Genomic DNA, 18124 nt, shown 5'->3' with positions numbered 1-18124 from the left:
TCTACCCCTATTAGACGGCCAAAAACCAGGAAAGTTTCAAAGCCATGAGAAGTAGGCGGAAGCATGCTCTTTAATCATGCTTTTGCCGAATCCCAAATAGCAGCCGATTCCCTTTAAACGAACTGGCATCTGCTGCGGATCCACGAGCCTGTTTCGAAATTCGGCCTGACAATGAAAGAAGCCGGCCTGCAGACTGCAGGCCGGCTTTTGTATCCATTACCCCTTCGCCGGAGGTGTTCCGGCGTCCCTATCTGAATCCGGTTTCCCCCAAAACCGGATTTTCATCCGTGAAAAACTTCCCTGAAAAAGTAAACTCTTACTTCATTAGATCCATGAACACATCGATTGCCAGGTTTGGCATGATACCGAACAGGATGGTCGCAGCGGCAGTAATGATGATGACTGCGGCAATCCCGCCTGGCATTTTGATCTTTGTATCAACGGCTGCCGGACGGAAGAACAGCTGCGTCATGATGCCGAAGTAATAGAAATAGGAAATGACCGTCGTCGCAATCATGATCGATACGAGTACATAGTGTGCTTCATTCCCCATCAAGGCACCCATGAAAATGTTCAGCTTACCAATGAAGCCGGCTGTTCCCGGGATGCCCGCCAGTGACAGGAGGAAAATCCCCATTGCCACTGCGAGCAGCGGCGCCCGGCGGTATAGGCCGGCAAATTCACTAATATCCTCAGTGCCCGTTTTCATCGTAATCAGCTGGATGATCGCAAAAGCGCCAAGGTTCATCAATACATAAGCAAGCAGATAGAACCAGATGGCATCTAGCATTACCGGTGACAAGGCTGTCACAGCAACAAGGATATAACCGGCGTGGGCAATGCTTGAGTAAGCGAATAAGCGTTTTATGTTCCGCTGCCTCAATGCGACCACGTTTCCGATGATCATCGTTGCGCCAGCTAGGAAAGCGATAAAGTCCTGCAGTTCGAACAGCATGGAAATCTTCTGGCCATCAACTGTTACCGGCACGTTTCCGAAGACTGACAACACAATCCTGATCATGATGACAAAACCGGCTGTTTTCGATACGACACTCAAAAATGCCGTTACCGGGGTTGGTGCCCCCTGGTAAACATCTGGTGCCCACATATGGAATGGAGCAGTAGCGAGCTTGAAGCTCAAGCCGACAAAAATCATGAAGAAAGCAAGTCCAAGAATATAAATATGCTGTGGATTATCGATCCCCTGGAAGACCTGGGCGATTTCCATCAGATTCGTAGTTCCAGCCAGTCCGAATACATAGCTCATTCCGAACATTGTGACTGCTGTCGAAATGCCGCCATTGATCACATACTTCATTGCGGACTCGTTCGACTGAATGTTCCGTTTGCGCATGCCTGCCAGTATATAAGAAGAAATAGACAGCAGTTCAAGGCCGACGAACAAGGTGATCAAATCACCGCTTGACGCCATGATCATCGTTCCTAGCAAGGCCGCAAGGAACAGATAGAAAAATTCTCCTTTATATAGTTCAAGTCCATCATTATGATGGAAATCGATTGCGAGCAGCATCACAAGCGCTGCGCCGACAAGCAGGATCAGCTTAAAGGCGATTGCGAATGAATCCAGCATGAACGTATCGAATAAAATCGATGTTGCTTCCTTATCCATCAGCGTCACCAAGGAAACAAGCGCCGCTAGGATTCCGGCAAAGCCAAGCCAGCCAAGCACTTTCCTATCTATATGCTTTGGCATGAATAAATCCAGCAATGACAGGGCAGTCGCGACTCCGAGGATGATGAATTCCGGAGTCATCGCACCCCAATCAAATGAAAGAAGTGTATCTAGATCCATCCTTCATCACCCCCCTATTCCCATCAGGATAGTCTCTAACGTTGCCTGAAGCGGCTCACTGAGAACAGCCGGATATACCCCGATCAGGACAATCAGTCCAACTAGGATCAATACCGGAGCCCATTCGAAGGAACGGATATCGGAAATTCCGACAAATTCACGTTCTGCTTTGCCAAAAGTGATGGCAAGGACAGCCCGCAGCAGGTAGACAGCTGTCATGATGATACCTAGTGCACCAACTGCAGCTAGGATTGGCATTTCCTTGAACAGGCCAAGGAATGCCATGAACTCGCTGACGAAACCGGACATACCTGGCAATCCTAGTGATGCCATCGCAGCCGCAAGCAGGAAGCCTGCCGCGATTGGCATTCCCTTAGCCATTCCGCCAAGATTTGCAAGAGTAGTAGTATGGGTGCGCTCGTAAAGCACACCTACCAGGAAGAACAATAACGCTGATATCAAGCCGTGGGAGACCACCTGGAAAATGGCTCCCTGGATCCCTGCTTCATTGATCGCCCCAAGGCCGATTAACACGATTCCCATATGGGAAATGGAAGAATAGGCAAGGACCATTTTGAAATCAGTCTGGATAAATGCAAGGAATGCCCCATACAGAAGATTGATGACTCCAAGGACAGCGAGCAGGACAGCAATGTCTTCAAATTGTTGCGGAAAGATGCCCATCCCGAAGCGAATCAAACCGAAGGCACCGATTTTCAACAAGATCCCTGAGTGGATCATGACGATGGATGGCGGTGCCTCGACGTGAACACGCAGCATCCAGCTGTGCAGCGGGAAAATTGGCAGCTTCACGCCGAAAGCGATGAGCAGTGCGATCAGCAATCCGAATTTCAGCGATTCGGATATTGGCGCAAACGTCGGCGCGTTATCCGTGTTGATCATGAATTTGAGCGCTTCGATGTTGGAAGTCCCGGTGCGTGAAAAGAGCACCATGATAACAATCAACAATACCGCCGACCCAAGGCCGTTATAGATCAAAAAGCTGTAAGCCGCTTTTTCTTTTTCATAATAGCCCCATTTTCCGATCAGGAAGAACATCGGAATCAGGGTGATTTCAAAGAACAGGAAGAACAAAATCAGATTCTGTGCTGTGAATACGCCCAGCATCCCGATTTCAAGGAGCAGGAATAGCATGTAGTAGCCCTTCCATTCCCTTTTAATATGGAATGATGCTAGTGCCGCTAGTGCCGCGATCACAGCTGTCAACAGGACCATGACGAGCGCGAAGCCATCAAGGCCAAGCTCATAGTCGATTGTGAACAGGTTTGCCTGTTCGGCTCCAGGTCCGCCAAATTGGATCCAGCGGAATTTCTCCGAAAATCCGGCCAGGTCTTTGCCGCCAAGGTATGAAAAATAAGCAAGCAACGCCAGCGCCAGCGACGGCAGCGTCGCTAAAAACCCAAGCCATTTTATTCCTGATTCATTGGCCTTTGGCATGAAGGCGAGAAGCAGGATGCCTAGTAAAGGGGAGAATACCATCAAGGTAAGAAAGTAATTGAAATCCATTATAGATACCCCCCTGTTAACGCAAAGATGACCATTAGGACTGCCAAGCCGACAAAGGCGATCATGCCATATGTCTGTACCTGGCCGCTTTGGATTTTCGCGCCCGTTTTACCAAGAGCCTGGACGGAGGCGGTTGTCAGCTTGAGCAGGCCTTCGACAAGGAAAACCTCGATGAAGCGAAGGAAGAAGCTGACAGCTTTTGCTCCGTATACAAAAGTCTGGTTATAGATTTCGTCAATATAGTATTTGTTCTTAACGACGCTGTAAGTGATTGGCAGCCTGCTGCTAAGCCAGTCACGTGACAATGATTTCTTGCCATACATCATCCACGCAAGCAGGATGCCCAGCAAGGAAACGGCTGTGGCCACAATCATGATCCAGGCAGGGCCTTCGATGTGCCCATGGCCAAGTGCCTCGTTGCCTTTTGTCAGCCAATCGCCAAGATACGTTCCGAACCAAGGTGTATTCACATAGCCCGCTACTACTGCCAGGATAGCCAGCACGGCCATCGGCAGCGTCATCACGGAAGGTGATTCATGGACATTCTTCATGTCGCTGCGCGCTTCGCCAGTGAACACCATGAAGAACAATCGGAACATATAGAAAGCAGTGAAGAACGCCGCGATGACAGCCAGCCAGAACAAGGCAATGTTCCCATTTGCCCAGGCAGCAATCAAGATTTCATCTTTACTGAAAAACCCGGAAAACAATGGTACGCCGCTGATCGCCAATGTCCCGATCAGGAACAGCGGACCAGTGAACGTAAGCTTTTTCCAGAGCCCGCCCATCTTTTCGATATCCTGAGTATGTACCGCATGGATGACGCTACCTGCAGCAAGGAACAGCAGGGCTTTGAAGAAAGCATGTGTCATCAAATGGAATACTCCGGCAACATAACCGGCAGATCCAAGTGCCAGCATCATATAGCCAAGCTGACTGACCGTCGAATATGCCAGGACACGCTTGATGTCAGTCTGGACAAGGCCAATCGACGCTGCAAAGATTGCGGTGAAGGCGCCGATGATGGCTACTGTCAGCATCGCTGTTTCGCTTGCATTGAAAAGCGGGAACAGGGATGCGACGAGGTATACACCGGCCGCAACCATCGTTGCCGCGTGGATTAACGCGGATACAGGCGTTGGGCCTTCCATTGCGTCAGGAAGCCATGTATGGAGCGGGAATTGACCCGACTTGCCGACTGCCCCGATGAAAATCAGGATGGCAGTCAACGTGATCATCGTGCCTGAAACAGCTCCCTCTTCTACAGCTGCAAAAATTTCATCGTATTCGAAGCTGCCTGTTTGCCAGAATAATAAGATCATGCCGATCAGCAGTCCGACATCCCCGATCCTGGTCATAATGAAAGCTTTTTTGGCAGCCTTTTTGGCACTTTCTTTGTAAAAATAGAAACCGATCAGCAAGAAAGAGCCGACACCGACCAATTCCCAGAAAATATAAGTCTGCAAAAGGTTCGGCGAGATGACAAGTCCGAGCATCGCAAATGTAAAGAGTCCTAGATAAGCATAGAAAACCGGGAACCGTTCGTCACCGTGCATATATCCTTTTGAATAGGTATGTACAAGGAAGCTGACAAGGGATACGATTACCAGCATCAATGCGTTTAATTGGTTTACTTCAAAGCCCGCAGTCAGTTGTAAATCCCCTATTTCCAGCCATACGGTTTCAGCTTTATAGGTAGCCTCCGTCAAGCGCTCGAACAGCACAAGGATGGAGTATACAAGCGAGGCAAGTGTCAGCAGGATGCCGACAAGTGCACTTGCTTCTTTCAGCCTTTTCCCGAACAGAAGAAGGAATAGGAAGGATACAAGCGGGAACAGCGGAATGAGCCAAGCATTCTCCATTAATATCACAATCCCCTTTTTTGAACGCGTATGATCTTCCTTTATACACGCGTCAGATTGAGGCCCGCATGGTGCGGGGCAGTCCAGCTACAAGATTTCTCTATACTTTTCCAACAGTATATGCTGCTGGATCGGTAAGTTAATTTTTCAATTGGTTGATTTCCTCGATATTGACCGTCTTGCGATTGCGGTAAAGGGCGAACAGGATAGCAAGCCCGATTGCGGCTTCTGCCGCGGCAATCGCGATGGTAAAGATCGCAAACACCTGGCCAGTGATCGATGGGTTCATTCCATATTTGCTGAAGGTCACCAGATTGATATTGACGGCATTCAGCATCAACTCAATCGAAATCAGGACGATGATGGTATTTTTCTTTGTCAAGGCACCATAAAGCCCTATGCAAAATAGGATCAGAGCCAGGGCAAGATAGGCCGAAACTGGAACTGAGCTCATTCCTTGTCCCCCTCCTTCTCTTCATCCTTGCGCGCAAGCACGATGGCGCCAATCAGGGAAACTAGCAGGACAACGGAAATCAGCTCGAATGGAATGATATAGTGCGAGTATAGAGCTACACCAATCTGTCCTGTATTGTTTTCATGCAGCGCATTCGGCACAGCCTCGAAATCAAGGTCATAAATGCCCAAATACACGGAAGCGCCAAAGCCCAATACACCGAGGAACAGCAGAAGCCTGCGCCAGGTTCCTGTTTTCGATTCCGACTCTGATTCTTCGCTGTGCCTGGTAAGCATGATTCCGAACAGCATGATGATCGTGATTGCGCCGGAATAAATCAATACTTGGACAACAGCCACGAATTCAGCGGCCAGCAATACATAGATACCTGCGATACTGACGAATGTAAAGACGAGTGCAACGACCATGTGGATGACCTTGTTCAGGTTCAATAAAAGCACGCCGCCGATTACCGCCACTAAAGCAAGTGACATAAACGCAAGAAATTCACCTGTTAACGTCATGCTTTATTCACCTTCCGTATATTCTCGTCATTTTCATCAAGCCATTCCAGGTTCTTGAACAGTTCATCCCGACTGTACTCAGCAAGCTCGAAGTTGTTCGTCATGATAATCGCTTCAGTCGGGCAAACTTCTGTGCAAAGGTCACAGAGGATACAAAGTTCGAAATTGATATCATACGTATCAATGATTTTGCCTTTCTTAGTTGGATCCGGATGCTTTTTGCCTGTCAAATTAATGCAGTTTGTCGGGCAAATGTTCGCGCACTGATTGCAGACGATGCATTTTTCCGGATAGAACTTCTGGATTCCCCGGAATCGGTCAGGAAGCGGGATCGATTCGTTCGGATAATCATATGTGAGCTTTTCGCGGCTCATTTGTTTAAGGGTATAAGCTAATCCTTTTGTCCATCCAAGCACGTTTTTCACCCCTTTTATCGCGGGAATCTCGAGCGCGTCTCACAGCGCTGCGGATTCCTTTGCTATTTTAGAAGACATTCAAAAATTCCTTGATCAGCGCAGTCAGGAAAATGTTCGCAAGCGCGATTGGCAGCAGTACCTTCCAGGCAAACTCCATCAGCTGGTCAGCACGGATCCTCGGGAATGTCGCCCGGAACCAGATGAGGATGAACACGACCAGGCTGAATTTCAGCGAGAACCAGACAGCTCCCGGGATGAATTCCAGGAATGGCAGCGGAAGCCAGCCCCCAAGGAAGATAAGGGTAATCAAAGCAGCCATCGCGAACATATAGACATATTCGGCAAGCATGAACATCGCCCAGCGGAAGCCGGAATACTCTGTATGGAAGCCAGCGACAAGTTCGTTCTCGGCTTCTGCAAGGTCGAATGGCACCCTGTTCAGCTCAGCTGTTGCCGCAATGAAAAAGACAATGAACGCAATCGGCTGCCATAGGATGAACCAGCCATGATTGCTCTGCGTTTCGACAATTTGATTCAAGTTAAGGCTGCCAGAAAGCAAGATGACGCCAAGCACACTCATGACAAGCGGTATTTCATAGGAAATCATCTGTGCTGCGGCACGCATGCCGCCTAGCAATGAATATTTATTGTTTGATGCCCATCCTGCCATCAGCATCCCGATGATTGTCAGGCCGGAAATCGCAACATAATACAGGATGCCGATATTCAGGTCAGCAAATTGCAGCCGGTCTGTCAGCGGGATCGTTGCCATGACCGTGAAGGATGGGGCAAACGCGATGACAGGAGCGATAATGAATAACGGCCTGTCAGCCGCTTTCGGGATCAAGTCTTCTTTCACCAAAAGCTTCAGGACGTCGGCAACGGATTGAAGCAGCCCCCATTTCCCGCCGACATAGTTTGGCCCATAACGGCCCTGCATGAAACCAAGCACCTTACGTTCGGCAAGGATGGCCATTGTGACAAAACCAAGGATCACAAACAGCAGGAGGACCGCAAGGCCAAAGAAAATCCCGAAGTTGACTATTCCAGGGCTTGAACCAAGTAGTTTATCAACCATTATCCGTCTACCTCCCCAAGAACGATATCCACCGCTCCTAAAATCGCGATCAGGTTCGAGATGTTCTGGCCTTCCAGAAGCTTAGGAAGGATTTGCAGGTTGTAGAAGGACGGTCTCCGGAACTTGAGGCGATAAGGTTCTTTTTTTCCATCGCTTGATATGTAACAGCCAATTTCGCCTCTGGACCCTTCGATCCGGACAAATGCTTCTCCTTTTGGGGCCTTGATTATTTTCGGAACCTTGGCCATGATTTCTCCCTCTTTCGGGAATTGTTCCACAGCCTGTTCAATGATTTTCAGCGATTCTTCGATTTCCCCGAGCCTGCAATAATAGCGGGCCAGCACGTCGCCCTCTTCCCGGGTGACGATATCGAAGTCAAAGCGGTCATAGATCGAATATGGCTCATCCTTGCGCAGATCCCACTTAACGCCAGTGCTGCGAAGGTTTGGGCCGCTTAATGAATAATTGATGGCATCTTCCTTCGTGTATTTGCCGATGCCTTTTGTCCTGTTAAGGAATATTTCATTTCCGGATACAAGCTGGTGGTAGCCCTTGATTTGTCCCCTTAAGTAAGTGACAAAGTCAGAAACCTTTTCAAGCCAGCCTTCAGGGGCATCCCATTTGACGCCGCCAACGCGCATATAGTTGAACGTCAGGCGGGCACCGGACAGTTCATTCAGCAGGTTCAGGATCATTTCGCGGTCGCGGAATGCGTAAAGCAATGGGCTGGTGGCGCCGAAATCCAGGATGAATGTTCCCCACCACAGCAGGTGGCTCGCAACCCTGTTCAGTTCCATCGCCAGCACCCTTAGGTATTCTGCGCGTTCCGGAATTTCGATTCCCATCATCGTTTCCACAGCATGGACGATGACATAGTTATTGGTCATCGCTGATACATAATCCAACCGGTCTGTATAAGGGATGATCTGGGTATATTGAAGATTTTCGGCGATTTTTTCAGTCCCGCGATGCAAATAACCGATTACAGGTTTTGCTTCAACGATGACTTCCCCATCGATTTTCAGGACGAGGCGGAATACACCGTGCGTACTAGGGTGCTGCGGACCAACGTTCAAGAGCATTTCTTCTGTGCGTATCACGGGCTACACCTCCACATCATACGGTTCATAATCTTTTCTCAGCGGATGGCCGACCCAGTCTTCACCTAGCATGATGCGATGGAGGTCAGGATGGCCTTCGAATTTGATCCCGAGCAGGTCGTATGTCTCGCATTCAGGCCAATCCGCACCTGCCCAAAGCGGCTGTACCGATTCGATGACAGGATTGTCGCGGTCAAGCTTGACCTTCAAGGCAACGGATTGTCTGTTCTTGTATGAGTACAAATGCACATAAACTTCCATATGTGTCTGGAAATCTGTGCCGTGAAGCTCTGAAAGATAATCAAATCCGAGAAGTTCATTGTATTTCAGGAATGCCGCAATGCGGTGGTATGATTCCTTCTTTGCTACTAATGTAGGTACGTCCTTCGATAAAGGATTGATATAGGCATCCTCAAGGACATCGCCAAGGTTATCTGTAATGACTTTCACATATTTATCGAGATAAGGCTGGTTCGGTGATGGTTTCTTCTCCTCCGCGGGTTCTGCAGCTGCGGCTTTTCCACCGGCGGCTGCTTTTGCCTTCGCGGCTGCCGCGGCTTTTGCTTTTGCGGCTGCAATCGCTTTTGCTTTTTCATCATCCGCTGAAGCGCCGCCCTGGGCCGCTGCTTTCGCTTTCGCAGCTGCTGCCGCCTTCGCTTTTGCTACTGCGGCTGATTTCTTCTTCGCGAGGTCATCATCACCTGCTGATGCTTCGGAACCTTCCTGGCCTTTCGCTTTCAATTTCGCGGCTGCGGCTGCTTTTGCCTTTGCTACTGCAGCTGCCTTCTTTTTCGCAAGGTCGGCGTCTTCTTCACCTGCTGGCGCTTCGGCCGTTTCCTCTGCCTGGCCTGATGCTTTCATCTTTGCCAGTGCCGCCGCTTTCGCCTTTGCGGCTGCCTTCTTTTTCGCAAGGTCGGCGTCTTCTTCACCTGCTGGCGTTTCAGCCGTTTCCTCTGCCTGGCCTGACGCTTTCATCTTTGCCAGTGCCGCCGCTTTCGCCTTTGCGGCTGCAGCTGCCTTCTTTTTCGCGAGGTCGGCGTCTTCGCCTCCTGCAGATTCCGCTTTCACTTGCGTTTCAGCGGATGTTTCCCGGTTCGGTTTCTGGTCTGTTCCTTCTCCCGTTTGCTTTGCAGCAAGGCGCTGTTTTGCCAGCTCCTTAGCCTTTTCCGCTGCTTCTCTCTTTATTTGCTCTAAATCCTTTTCCCCGCTCATCGGTTAGATCACCTTCTTCCCGGTTTTCGCCTCATAACGGATCTTCTCTTTTAATTTATTAATCCCGTAAATTAGTGCTGCTGGATTAGGCGGGCATCCAGGAATGTATACATCGACAGGCACAATCTGGTCGACTCCCTTAACCACTGAATAAGAATTGATGTATGGGCCTCCCGCTGTCGCACACGAGCCCATAGCGATCACCCATTTCGGCTCTGCAAGCTGGTCATAAAGTCTGCGGACCGTTGGCGCCATTTTTTTCGTCACAGTTCCTGAAACGATCATGACATCGGATTGACGCGGCGAGTTCCGGTAGAATGTCCCGAAACGGTCGAGGTCATAGTGCGCGGAGCTGGACGCCATCATTTCAATCGCACAGCAGGCAAGACCGAATGTCATTGGCCACAGAGAGTTGCTGCGGGCCCATCCTTTCACCTGTTCAAGGGTTGTGACAAAAACATTCCTTTGGAGTTCTGCCATTTCCTCAGGTGTGATATCTTCCAATTTCAAGTCCATTTTAGCACCTTCTTTTTCCATGCGTAGATGAGTCCGATGAGAAGCATCACGACAAAGATAAACATTTCAATCAGCGCGAAGATTCCCAAATTGTCATAGGCAACTGCCCATGGATACAAAAACACTGTTTCAACATCAAAAATAACGAACATAAGGGCGAAAACGTAATAACGGACGTTGAATTGAACCCGTGCGTCACTGAATGGCTCCATTCCGCTCTCATAGGTGGTGTATTTGCGCTCGTCCGCCTTGTATTTCGGCCGAAGAAGCTTCGCTGCGAACAAAGCCACGATTGGCAGCAATACCCCGAGACATAGGAACACAAAAACGATCAAATAGTTATTTTGATATAAATTCAGCTGCTCCATGCCCATCCCTCCAATGTTGTAAAATTTTCATACTTTTTAATCTTGTAACCGATAACAATTATACCATTGTTACAAATGTGTGTCGATAAAGCTTTGTACAATCTGGCAGTGATTTGCCATCCTTTCAGAAAGGCCATCCGTCCGCAAATTATATCCGAAAATATAATAGGAAGAACCAGGCAGCAGGGGGTGGAAAAAGACTCGCCCCCTGCATGTTTACTAACCATTTAAGTTTTTATTCTCATTCTTTTTAATTATGTCAAAAATCGGTTACATCCTATATTAAAACGGAATTCAGTATGCATGTCAGTGACGTTTATCAACAATTCGGAATCTATTCCATTTTGCTTGAATCCTCGAAATTGGATGGGCTCGCACCGGTACGTTTCATGAATCCGGAATCAGTGTGCAATTGGCTATCAATTTAGGTTGGTCAGGATTTCTCTTTGGCCGAAAAGGGGTTCTGTCATCATAAGGATGCTTATGTAAGTACTTTCATTAGGGGGTTAGATATGATTCCACTTTTTTTGTTTTTCAGCATATTTCTTCATTATATATTGCTTCTCTTCATGGATTAAGGGCCTGCGCAATTTTATTCAGGGCTTTCCCTTCTTTAATTATTACTCTATGCGGTTGATTCAGTACTTTCCCTTTTTATTTGGCTCTATTAAACCTTGGTGTTAATTTCCACTCCAGGGACATGCTTTCCGCTGGGCGTCAGTGGAGCTGGTCCAGCTTAAGCGCTTAGCCCCTCGAGTCGCTTCGATCCTGCCAATGAAGCCATAGCTATCGACCATTGATGAAAAAGGGCTCCCTGGCGGAGTCGCTTCGCTCCGCCAATGAAGTCAAAGAGCGACTTCACTGTCAGGCCCTTCGGCGGACAGGACGTCCTAGTGCCGACGTTGCCGCAGGACGCGGCGGTCTTAGTCGGCCAGCGCTTGTCGGGGCTGACCAAAGCGCTTCAGCTTCCCTATCTCCCCGGCCCTTTGCGCCTGCGGGGGCTCCACCTTGCCGCTGTATCCCGCTGGAGTCAGTCCCTTCCGTTCCAATCAACTCTTTAAAAACAACATTCAGCTTTTACACAGCCTTCTATATAGCACTCACCGCAGTTATTCTAACTTTCTCCATCTTGGTTTCGGGCTACTTGCAGTTAATTCAGGATTAATTCAGTGCTCATCGCGGTAAATTCGGCGCGTTTCCCTCTTTATTGAGCGCTCACCGCGATTAATTGAGCGCTATTCCCAATCAATTCGGCGAATGGCCAATCTTAAACTATTTCTTCCTAATAAATGCAATAACTGAACCTGACATAAAAAAGCATCCTCCGCTTTTCGGAGGATGCTGGTCTTCTCATTATATTCTGCGCTGGGCAACCGAAATACGATTGATGGCACGCTGGAGTGCTAGTTCTGCGCGTTTGAAATCAATGTTTTCCTGCTGTCTTTCACGCAGACGCTGTTCAGCGCGTTCTTTCGCTCTCATCGCGCGTTCCACATCGATTTCGGATGATTTTTCAGCGGATTGAGCCAGGATGGTTACCTGCTCGGGACGGACTTCCAGGAAGCCGCCGCTGACCGCTACGAATTCCGTATTGTTGCCATTTTTCAAGCGGACAGCACCTATTTGTAGCGGTGCAACCATTGGAATGTGTCCTGGCAAGATTCCAAGCTCGCCTGTCTGAGCTTTTGTGCTTACCATTTCGACATCTGACTCATACACCGGCCCATCGGGAGTAACAACACTGACTTTAATCGTCTTCATTTTTTACCCTCCTGGTCCGTAATTAGACCTCTACGCCCATACGTTTTGCATTCTCGATTACCTCTTCGATCCGGCCGACTAGGCGGAATGCATCTTCTGGAAGATGGTCATATTTCCCGTCAAGGATTTCAGCGAATCCTTTAACAGTTTCTTTAACTGGCACGTATGAGCCTGGCTGCCCTGTGAACTGCTCGGCTACGTGGAAGTTTTGCGATAAGAAGAACTGGACGCGGCGAGCGCGGTGTACCACAAGCTTATCATCGTCGGAAAGTTCGTCCATACCAAGGATCGCAATGATATCCTGAAGTTCACGGTAGCGCTGCAGTGTCTGCTGTACGCGGCGAGCGACTGAATAGTGCTCTTCGCCAACGATTTCAGGTGTCAGGGCACGTGAAGTCGAAGCAAGCGGATCCACCGCAGGATAGATACCCATTTCAGAAAGCTTACGCTCAAGGTTTGTTGTTGCATCCAAGTGAGCGAAAGTTGTCGCTGGAGCTGGGTCAGTATAGTCATCGGCTGGTACATAGATCGCCTGGATCGATGTTACGGAACCGACGTTAGTTGAAGTGATACGCTCTTGCAATTTACCCATCTCGGTAGCTAGCGTAGGCTGGTAACCAACCGCAGAAGGCATGCGGCCCAATAGCGCGGAAACCTCGGAACCTGCCTGTGTGAAACGGAAAATGTTGTCCATGAAGAAAAGAACGTCCTGCCCTTGTTCATCACGGAAATATTCAGCCATTGTCAAACCAGTCAGGGCAACACGCATACGAGCTCCTGGCGGTTCGTTCATCTGGCCGAATACCATCGCTGTTTGCTTGATAACGCCTGAATCGGTCATTTCATGATAAAGGTCGTTTCCTTCACGTGTACGCTCACCAACACCAGCGAATACGGAAATACCACTGTGTTCTTGAGCGATGTTGTTGATCAATTCCTGGATCAATACGGTCTTGCCGACACCGGCACCACCGAACAATCCAATCTTACCGCCCTTGATGTATGGAGCCAGCAGGTCAACGACCTTGATTCCTGTTTCAAGGATTTCAACCTCAGTGGAAAGCTGTTCAAAAGTTGGAGCTTCCCTGTGGATTGAGTCGCGGCGTGCATCAGCAGGGACCGGAGCGTCAAGGTCGATATGCTCACCCAATACGTTGAATACACGGCCAAGTGTCACATCACCGACTGGAACGGAGATTGGGGCACCCGTGTCAACCACTTCCACTCCGCGTGTCAAACCGTCTGTAGAAGACATCGCGATTGTACGTACAGTGTCATCACCTAAATGAAGGGCTACTTCAAGGGTTAAGTTGATGTCAACTTCTGATTCGTTGCGCGCTGCATTATTGATTTTCAAAGCGTTATAGATCTCTGGAAGGTTGCCGCTTTCGAACTGCACGTCAACAACCGGACCCATAACCTGGAGAACGCGTCCTTTGTTCATCATGTTCCCTCCTATCGTACTTGTTCAAATATATACATCATGATGGGATGCGGCACACATGCCACATCCCCAATTGTCATAAAAAATAATCCGTTCAGTCTTTCCCCAAGGGAATGGACCTATTCGAGGGCTGCGGCTCCGCCGACAATCTCGGTGATTTCCTGGGTAATGGCAGCCTGGCGCGCGCGGTTGTAGCTTAAGCTTAGTGAATTGATCAGCTCTTTCGCGTTATCCGTCGCATTTCTCATGGCTGTCATACGAGCAGCGTGTTCACTTGCTTTGCTGTCGAGCAGCGCTCCGTAAATCAAGCTTTCTGCGTACTGCGGCAAGAGAACTTCGAGGATTTCTTCAGCGTTTGGTTCGAATTCATAGGCGGTCAGCTTCGTGGAAGCAGCAATGTTCGTTAACGGCAACAGCTTCTTCTCCTTCACTTCCTGTGAAATCGCGCTGATATAATGGCTGTAGTAAACATATAATTCATCAAATGTTCCATCTGAGAACATGCCAACTGTATTGCTGGCGATATCCTGGATCTCGACGAAGGACGGCTGGTCCGCAATGCCAACGATATCGAGGACAACGTTCATGCCGCGTTTTTGGAAAAAGTCACGGCCGACCCTTCCGATCGCGATGATGGCAAACTCTTCATTTGATTTATGGCGATTCTGGATCGTCTGGTAAACCTGGCGGAGGACGTTACTATTGTATGCCCCTGCAAGTCCGCGATCAGATGTTATCACTAGATATCCCGTTTTCTTCACCGGACGTGACGTCAGCATTGGATGGTTCACATCCTTGCTGCCCATGGCGATGGACGCAGTCACTTCCTGGATTTTTTCCATGTAAGGCACGAATGCTTTCGCGTTCATGACCCCGCGGTTCCATTTCGCGGCGGATACCATTTCCATTGCTTTGGTAATCTGGCTCGTCTTTTTGGTAGAAGTAATCCGGGATTTTATATCACGTAAAGATGCCATTTCGGTTCTCACCACCCTTTTTTCAAAGATTGTTCAAGTAATCGTTCAAATTCAAGCCGGGCGGCCCTGGCAAAAGGGCGGCACAGCTGAATTTTCCAGACCGGGCTGCGTCTAAGGGACACAGCCGCTATGCTAATTACTCGGAAACTGCGAAAGTCTTTTTGAAGTCGTTGATCGCAGCAGCCATATCATCATCTGAAGGAAGTTCCTTCGTTGTGCGGATATGGTCTAACACATCTTTGCGGTTGTGGTCTAACCATGTATGGAACTCGGCTTCGAAGCGGCGGATATCCTGCAATGGAATATCGTCAAGGAAGCCGCGTGTAAGTGCATATAGGATCGCTACTTGTTTTTCAACAGGAAGCGGCTTGTTCAAATCCTGCTTCAGCACTTCAACCGTACGGGCACCGCGGTTCAATTTCGCCTGGGTTGCTTTGTCTAGGTCGGAACCGAACTGTGCGAATGCTTCAAGTTCACGGTATGATGCAAGGTCAAGACGAAGTGTACCGGATACCTTCTTCATCGCTTTGATCTGAGCGGATCCGCCTACGCGGGATACAGAAAGACCTGCGTTGATCGCCGGGCGTACGCCTGAGAAGAACAGGTCGGACTGCAAGAAGATCTGTCCGTCTGTGATGGAAATAACGTTCGTTGGAATGTAAGCAGATACGTCGCCTGCCTGTGTTTCAATGAACGGAAGTGCTGTGATCGAGCCAGCGCCTTTGGCGTCGCTCAATTTAGCAGCGCGCTCCAATAACCGTGAGTGCAAGTAGAAGACATCCCCTGGATATGCTTCACGGCCTGGAGGACGGCGAAGCAGCAAGGAAAGCTCACGATATGCAGCAGCTTGCTTGGAAAGGTCATCATATACGACAAGGACGTGCTTGCCTTCGTACATGAATTCTTCCGCCATCGATACACCTGCGTATGGAGCAAGGTATAACAGCGGAGCAGGCTGTGAAGCGGATGCTGTAACAACGATGGAATATTCCAGCGCGCCGTGCTTGCGGAGAGTTTCAACTGCGTTACGTACAGTTGATTCCTTCTGTCCGATTGCAACGTAGATACAGATCATGTCCTGGCCTTTTTGGTTCAGGATTGTATCGATGGCGACAGATGTCTTACCAGTCTGGCGGTCACCGATGATCAATTCACGCTGTCCGCGTCCGATTGGAACGAGGGCGTCGATTGCCTTGATCCCAGTCTGCAGCGGCTCATGAACGGATTTACGGTCCATGACACCCGGTGCAGGGTATTCGATCGGACGAGTTTTTGTTGTGTTGATTGGACCCATGCCATCAACTGGCTGTCCAAGAGGGTTCACTACGCGGCCAATCAATTGGTCCCCAACAGGAACCTCCATGATGCGGCCCGTACGGCGGATCTCGTCCCCTTCGCGGATGTCCGTGAATGGTCCAAGGATAATGATACCGACGTTATTTTCTTCAAGGTTTTGCGCCATACCCATGACGCCGTTTGAAAATTCAACAAGTTCTCCAGCCATGACATTGTCGAGGCCATGAGCACGGGCGATACCGTCACCAACCGAGATAACTGTACCCACATCACTCACTTGAATTTCCGACTGATAATTTTCTATTTGCGATTTTATCAGCGCACTGATTTCTTCAGCATTGATGCTCATGAGTTTCACCCCTATCTACGAATCTTAGCCTAACAATTTTCGTTCTAAACGATCGAGCTTGCCGCGCAAGCTGCCGTCAAAAATGCGGTTTCCAATGCGGAGCTTAACGCCTCCAAGCAAATTGGAGTCCACAATGTTTTCGATTTGAAGTGTCTGTTTGCCGACCTGCGGCGCGAATGCAGCTGAAATCGCTTCAGCCTGCTCAGCCGATAAAGGCTGGACACTGTATACTTTCGCTTCTGCAATGCCTCTTGCTTCATTTGCAAGGGCAATGAACTGGTCTGCCACTTCGGAAATCTGGTCTTCGCGGTGGCGGTCAACCAAAATCATCAACGTATTAAGGACATAAGTACTTGCTGACGCAAATGCCTGCTTCAAAACCTCTTTTTTCTTCTCGTTCGGAAGTTTAGGAGACTTCAGGAAAGCGGTAAGGTCTGGATTATTGGAGACAACTTCCTTTACCGTGCGAAGTTCCCCCTCAACTTGAGCAAGAACCTGCTTTTCAGAAGCAATCTGGAAAAGGGCCAGGGCATAGCGCTTTGCTACCGTCGAATTACTCATCGGGCATTCCCCGCCTCCTGGATGTATTCATTGATCAGCTTTTCCTGATCAGCTGCAGAAATTTCCTTTTCGATTACTTTAGAAGCAATCAGGACAGACAATGAAGCCACTTGTTCGCGGATTGCCGCAACAGCCTGCTCCTTCTGCTGCTCGATTTCAGCTTTCGCTGATTCTTTGATCCTTTCAGATTCAGTGCGTGCGAGCGCGATGATTTCCTCACGCTGGACATCGCCCTGTTTCTTTGCATTTTCAATCAATCCATGCGCTTCAGCGCGCGCCTGCTTTAGCATTTCACGCTGTTCTTCCAAAAGCTTATGCGCTTCGGCACGGCTCTTTTCAGCCGCTTCGATTTCGCCAGCAATATGCTGTTCACGTTGTTGCATGATGCCCATCAATGGACCCCAGGCGAACTTCTTAAGCAATGCTAACAAAACAAGGAACATCACAAGCTGGAATATGATGTCTCCACCGTTCAAGCCGCTATGTTCAGCAGCAGCTCCCAATACGAAAAAATTCATTGTTAACACCCTCGATTCACTCCCTTCAAGAGTTGTTCCGTGATTTAAAGCGCAAGCGCCCTGGCCAGCCCCGATAGGCATAAGATCAGCTGCGATGAGGCAGTTTCCCAGCCGGGCGTCCGCCACGAGTAAACTCCCTTGCTGCCTTACTGCGCGGCGTGAGCCGTGGGAGCAACTTACTCATGGGAATATGCTTCGGCTGGCTCATGACCCGGGGTGCCAGGCGCTGGAGCTAGGTATTCTTTGATATGAAGAAGGTATTTCAATTGGCCCGAAATTATCGGACAATAACTTTCATCAAGAATGGCCACCGGGCTCTTGTTCCAGGAACATAGGCTCGGGCCGTTT

The 18124-nt window shown here is 49.2% G+C and carries 17 protein-coding genes; all 17 read right to left on the bottom strand.

The annotated features are described in order from the left end of the window. Window positions 1–316: 316 nt before the first annotated feature. The 17 genes from nuoN to JJQ88_RS03855 all read right to left on the bottom strand — a co-directional run bounded on the left by nuoN (window position 317) and on the right by JJQ88_RS03855 (window position 17776). Window positions 317–1813, bottom strand: a complete 1497-nt coding sequence (gene nuoN / locus JJQ88_RS03935) for an NADH-quinone oxidoreductase subunit NuoN (RefSeq protein WP_210364434.1) — start codon at window positions 1811–1813, stop codon at window positions 317–319. Window positions 1814–1819: 6 nt separating this feature from the next. After that, entirely contained in the window at window positions 1820–3340 is a 1521-nt protein-coding gene (locus JJQ88_RS03930) for an NADH-quinone oxidoreductase subunit M (RefSeq protein ID WP_210364433.1), read from the bottom strand. Further along, a complete protein-coding gene (gene nuoL, locus JJQ88_RS03925; protein WP_210364432.1) occupies window positions 3340–5202 on the bottom strand; it encodes an NADH-quinone oxidoreductase subunit L in 1863 nt (620 codons plus the stop codon). Before nuoL ends, JJQ88_RS03930 begins: the two co-directional genes overlap by 1 nt. A gap of 139 nt (window positions 5203–5341) precedes the next feature. Then, window positions 5342–5656: an NADH-quinone oxidoreductase subunit NuoK gene (nuoK, locus tag JJQ88_RS03920; RefSeq protein ID WP_210364431.1), complete on the bottom strand. Its 315-nt coding sequence runs from the start codon at window positions 5654–5656 to the stop codon at window positions 5342–5344. Then, window positions 5653–6180: an NADH-quinone oxidoreductase subunit J gene (locus JJQ88_RS03915; RefSeq protein ID WP_210364430.1), complete on the bottom strand. Its 528-nt coding sequence runs from the start codon at window positions 6178–6180 to the stop codon at window positions 5653–5655. Before JJQ88_RS03915 ends, nuoK begins: the two co-directional genes overlap by 4 nt. Further along, window positions 6177–6596: an NADH-quinone oxidoreductase subunit NuoI gene (gene nuoI / locus JJQ88_RS03910; RefSeq protein ID WP_210364429.1), complete on the bottom strand. Its 420-nt coding sequence runs from the start codon at window positions 6594–6596 to the stop codon at window positions 6177–6179. Before nuoI ends, JJQ88_RS03915 begins: the two co-directional genes overlap by 4 nt. Window positions 6597–6663: 67 nt before the next feature. After that, window positions 6664–7674, bottom strand: a complete 1011-nt coding sequence (gene nuoH / locus JJQ88_RS03905) for an NADH-quinone oxidoreductase subunit NuoH (RefSeq protein WP_210364428.1) — start codon at window positions 7672–7674, stop codon at window positions 6664–6666. Then, window positions 7674–8774, bottom strand: coding sequence for an NADH-quinone oxidoreductase subunit D (locus tag JJQ88_RS03900; RefSeq protein WP_210364427.1), 1101 nt, complete (start codon window positions 8772–8774; stop codon window positions 7674–7676). Before JJQ88_RS03900 ends, nuoH begins: the two co-directional genes overlap by 1 nt. A 3-nt stretch (window positions 8775–8777) precedes the next feature. Then, complete coding sequence (locus tag JJQ88_RS03895) at window positions 8778–9986, bottom strand: NADH-quinone oxidoreductase subunit C (RefSeq protein ID WP_210364426.1); 1209 nt, start codon at window positions 9984–9986, stop codon at window positions 8778–8780. Window positions 9987–9989: 3 nt separating this feature from the next. Then, on the bottom strand, window positions 9990–10502 hold the full coding sequence (locus JJQ88_RS03890; RefSeq protein ID WP_210364425.1) for a NuoB/complex I 20 kDa subunit family protein: 513 nt from the start codon (window positions 10500–10502) through the stop codon (window positions 9990–9992). Next, window positions 10493–10870: an NADH-quinone oxidoreductase subunit A gene (locus JJQ88_RS03885; RefSeq protein WP_210364424.1), complete on the bottom strand. Its 378-nt coding sequence runs from the start codon at window positions 10868–10870 to the stop codon at window positions 10493–10495. The genes JJQ88_RS03890 and JJQ88_RS03885 overlap by 10 nt, the downstream gene beginning before the upstream one ends. A gap of 1353 nt (window positions 10871–12223) precedes the next feature. Next, on the bottom strand, window positions 12224–12631 hold the full coding sequence (locus tag JJQ88_RS03880) for a F0F1 ATP synthase subunit epsilon (protein WP_210364423.1): 408 nt from the start codon (window positions 12629–12631) through the stop codon (window positions 12224–12226). A gap of 22 nt (window positions 12632–12653) precedes the next feature. Further along, the gene (gene atpD, locus JJQ88_RS03875; RefSeq protein WP_210364422.1) at window positions 12654–14075 is read right to left on the bottom strand and encodes a F0F1 ATP synthase subunit beta; all 1422 of its coding nucleotides are present in this window, start codon (window positions 14073–14075) and stop codon (window positions 12654–12656) included. Window positions 14076–14194: 119 nt separating this feature from the next. Beyond that, window positions 14195–15052 carry a F0F1 ATP synthase subunit gamma gene (locus tag JJQ88_RS03870; RefSeq protein ID WP_210364421.1) on the bottom strand — a complete coding sequence of 286 codons (858 nt, stop codon included), beginning with the start codon at window positions 15050–15052 and terminating at the stop codon, window positions 14195–14197. Window positions 15053–15188: 136 nt separating this feature from the next. Beyond that, window positions 15189–16697: a F0F1 ATP synthase subunit alpha gene (gene atpA, locus JJQ88_RS03865; RefSeq protein WP_210364420.1), complete on the bottom strand. Its 1509-nt coding sequence runs from the start codon at window positions 16695–16697 to the stop codon at window positions 15189–15191. Between the two features lie 24 nt (window positions 16698–16721). Then, window positions 16722–17258, bottom strand: coding sequence for a F0F1 ATP synthase subunit delta (locus JJQ88_RS03860; RefSeq protein ID WP_210364419.1), 537 nt, complete (start codon window positions 17256–17258; stop codon window positions 16722–16724). Continuing rightward, on the bottom strand, window positions 17255–17776 hold the full coding sequence (locus JJQ88_RS03855; RefSeq protein ID WP_210364418.1) for a F0F1 ATP synthase subunit B: 522 nt from the start codon (window positions 17774–17776) through the stop codon (window positions 17255–17257). The genes JJQ88_RS03860 and JJQ88_RS03855 overlap by 4 nt, the downstream gene beginning before the upstream one ends. Between the last annotated feature and the right edge of the window lie 348 nt (window positions 17777–18124).

Source organism: Bacillus sp. REN3 (assembly GCF_017912555.1).
Lineage (GTDB): Bacteria > Bacillota > Bacilli > Bacillales > Cytobacillaceae > Mesobacillus.
This window is presented reverse-complemented; position numbering and strand designations above follow the sequence as displayed.

Coding starts and splice junctions, on each gene's coding strand:
- nuoN (WP_210364434.1), bottom strand. CDS start 1,813: ATGGATCTAGATACACTTCTTTCATTTGATTGGGGTGCGATGACTCCG.
- JJQ88_RS03930 (WP_210364433.1), bottom strand. CDS start 3,340: ATGGATTTCAATTACTTTCTTACCTTGATGGTATTCTCCCCTTTACTA.
- nuoL (WP_210364432.1), bottom strand. CDS start 5,202: ATGGAGAATGCTTGGCTCATTCCGCTGTTCCCGCTTGTATCCTTCCTA.
- nuoK (WP_210364431.1), bottom strand. CDS start 5,656: ATGAGCTCAGTTCCAGTTTCGGCCTATCTTGCCCTGGCTCTGATCCTA.
- JJQ88_RS03915 (WP_210364430.1), bottom strand. CDS start 6,180: ATGACGTTAACAGGTGAATTTCTTGCGTTTATGTCACTTGCTTTAGTG.
- nuoH (WP_210364428.1), bottom strand. CDS start 7,674: ATGGTTGATAAACTACTTGGTTCAAGCCCTGGAATAGTCAACTTCGGG.
- JJQ88_RS03895 (WP_210364426.1), bottom strand. CDS start 9,986: ATGAGCGGGGAAAAGGATTTAGAGCAAATAAAGAGAGAAGCAGCGGAA.
- JJQ88_RS03890 (WP_210364425.1), bottom strand. CDS start 10,502: ATGGACTTGAAATTGGAAGATATCACACCTGAGGAAATGGCAGAACTC.
- JJQ88_RS03885 (WP_210364424.1), bottom strand. CDS start 10,870: ATGGAGCAGCTGAATTTATATCAAAATAACTATTTGATCGTTTTTGTG.
- JJQ88_RS03880 (WP_210364423.1), bottom strand. CDS start 12,631: ATGAAGACGATTAAAGTCAGTGTTGTTACTCCCGATGGGCCGGTGTAT.
- atpD (WP_210364422.1), bottom strand. CDS start 14,075: ATGAACAAAGGACGCGTTCTCCAGGTTATGGGTCCGGTTGTTGACGTG.
- JJQ88_RS03870 (WP_210364421.1), bottom strand. CDS start 15,052: ATGGCATCTTTACGTGATATAAAATCCCGGATTACTTCTACCAAAAAG.
- atpA (WP_210364420.1), bottom strand. CDS start 16,697: ATGAGCATCAATGCTGAAGAAATCAGTGCGCTGATAAAATCGCAAATA.
- JJQ88_RS03860 (WP_210364419.1), bottom strand. CDS start 17,258: ATGAGTAATTCGACGGTAGCAAAGCGCTATGCCCTGGCCCTTTTCCAG.
- JJQ88_RS03855 (WP_210364418.1), bottom strand. CDS start 17,776: ATGAATTTTTTCGTATTGGGAGCTGCTGCTGAACATAGCGGCTTGAAC.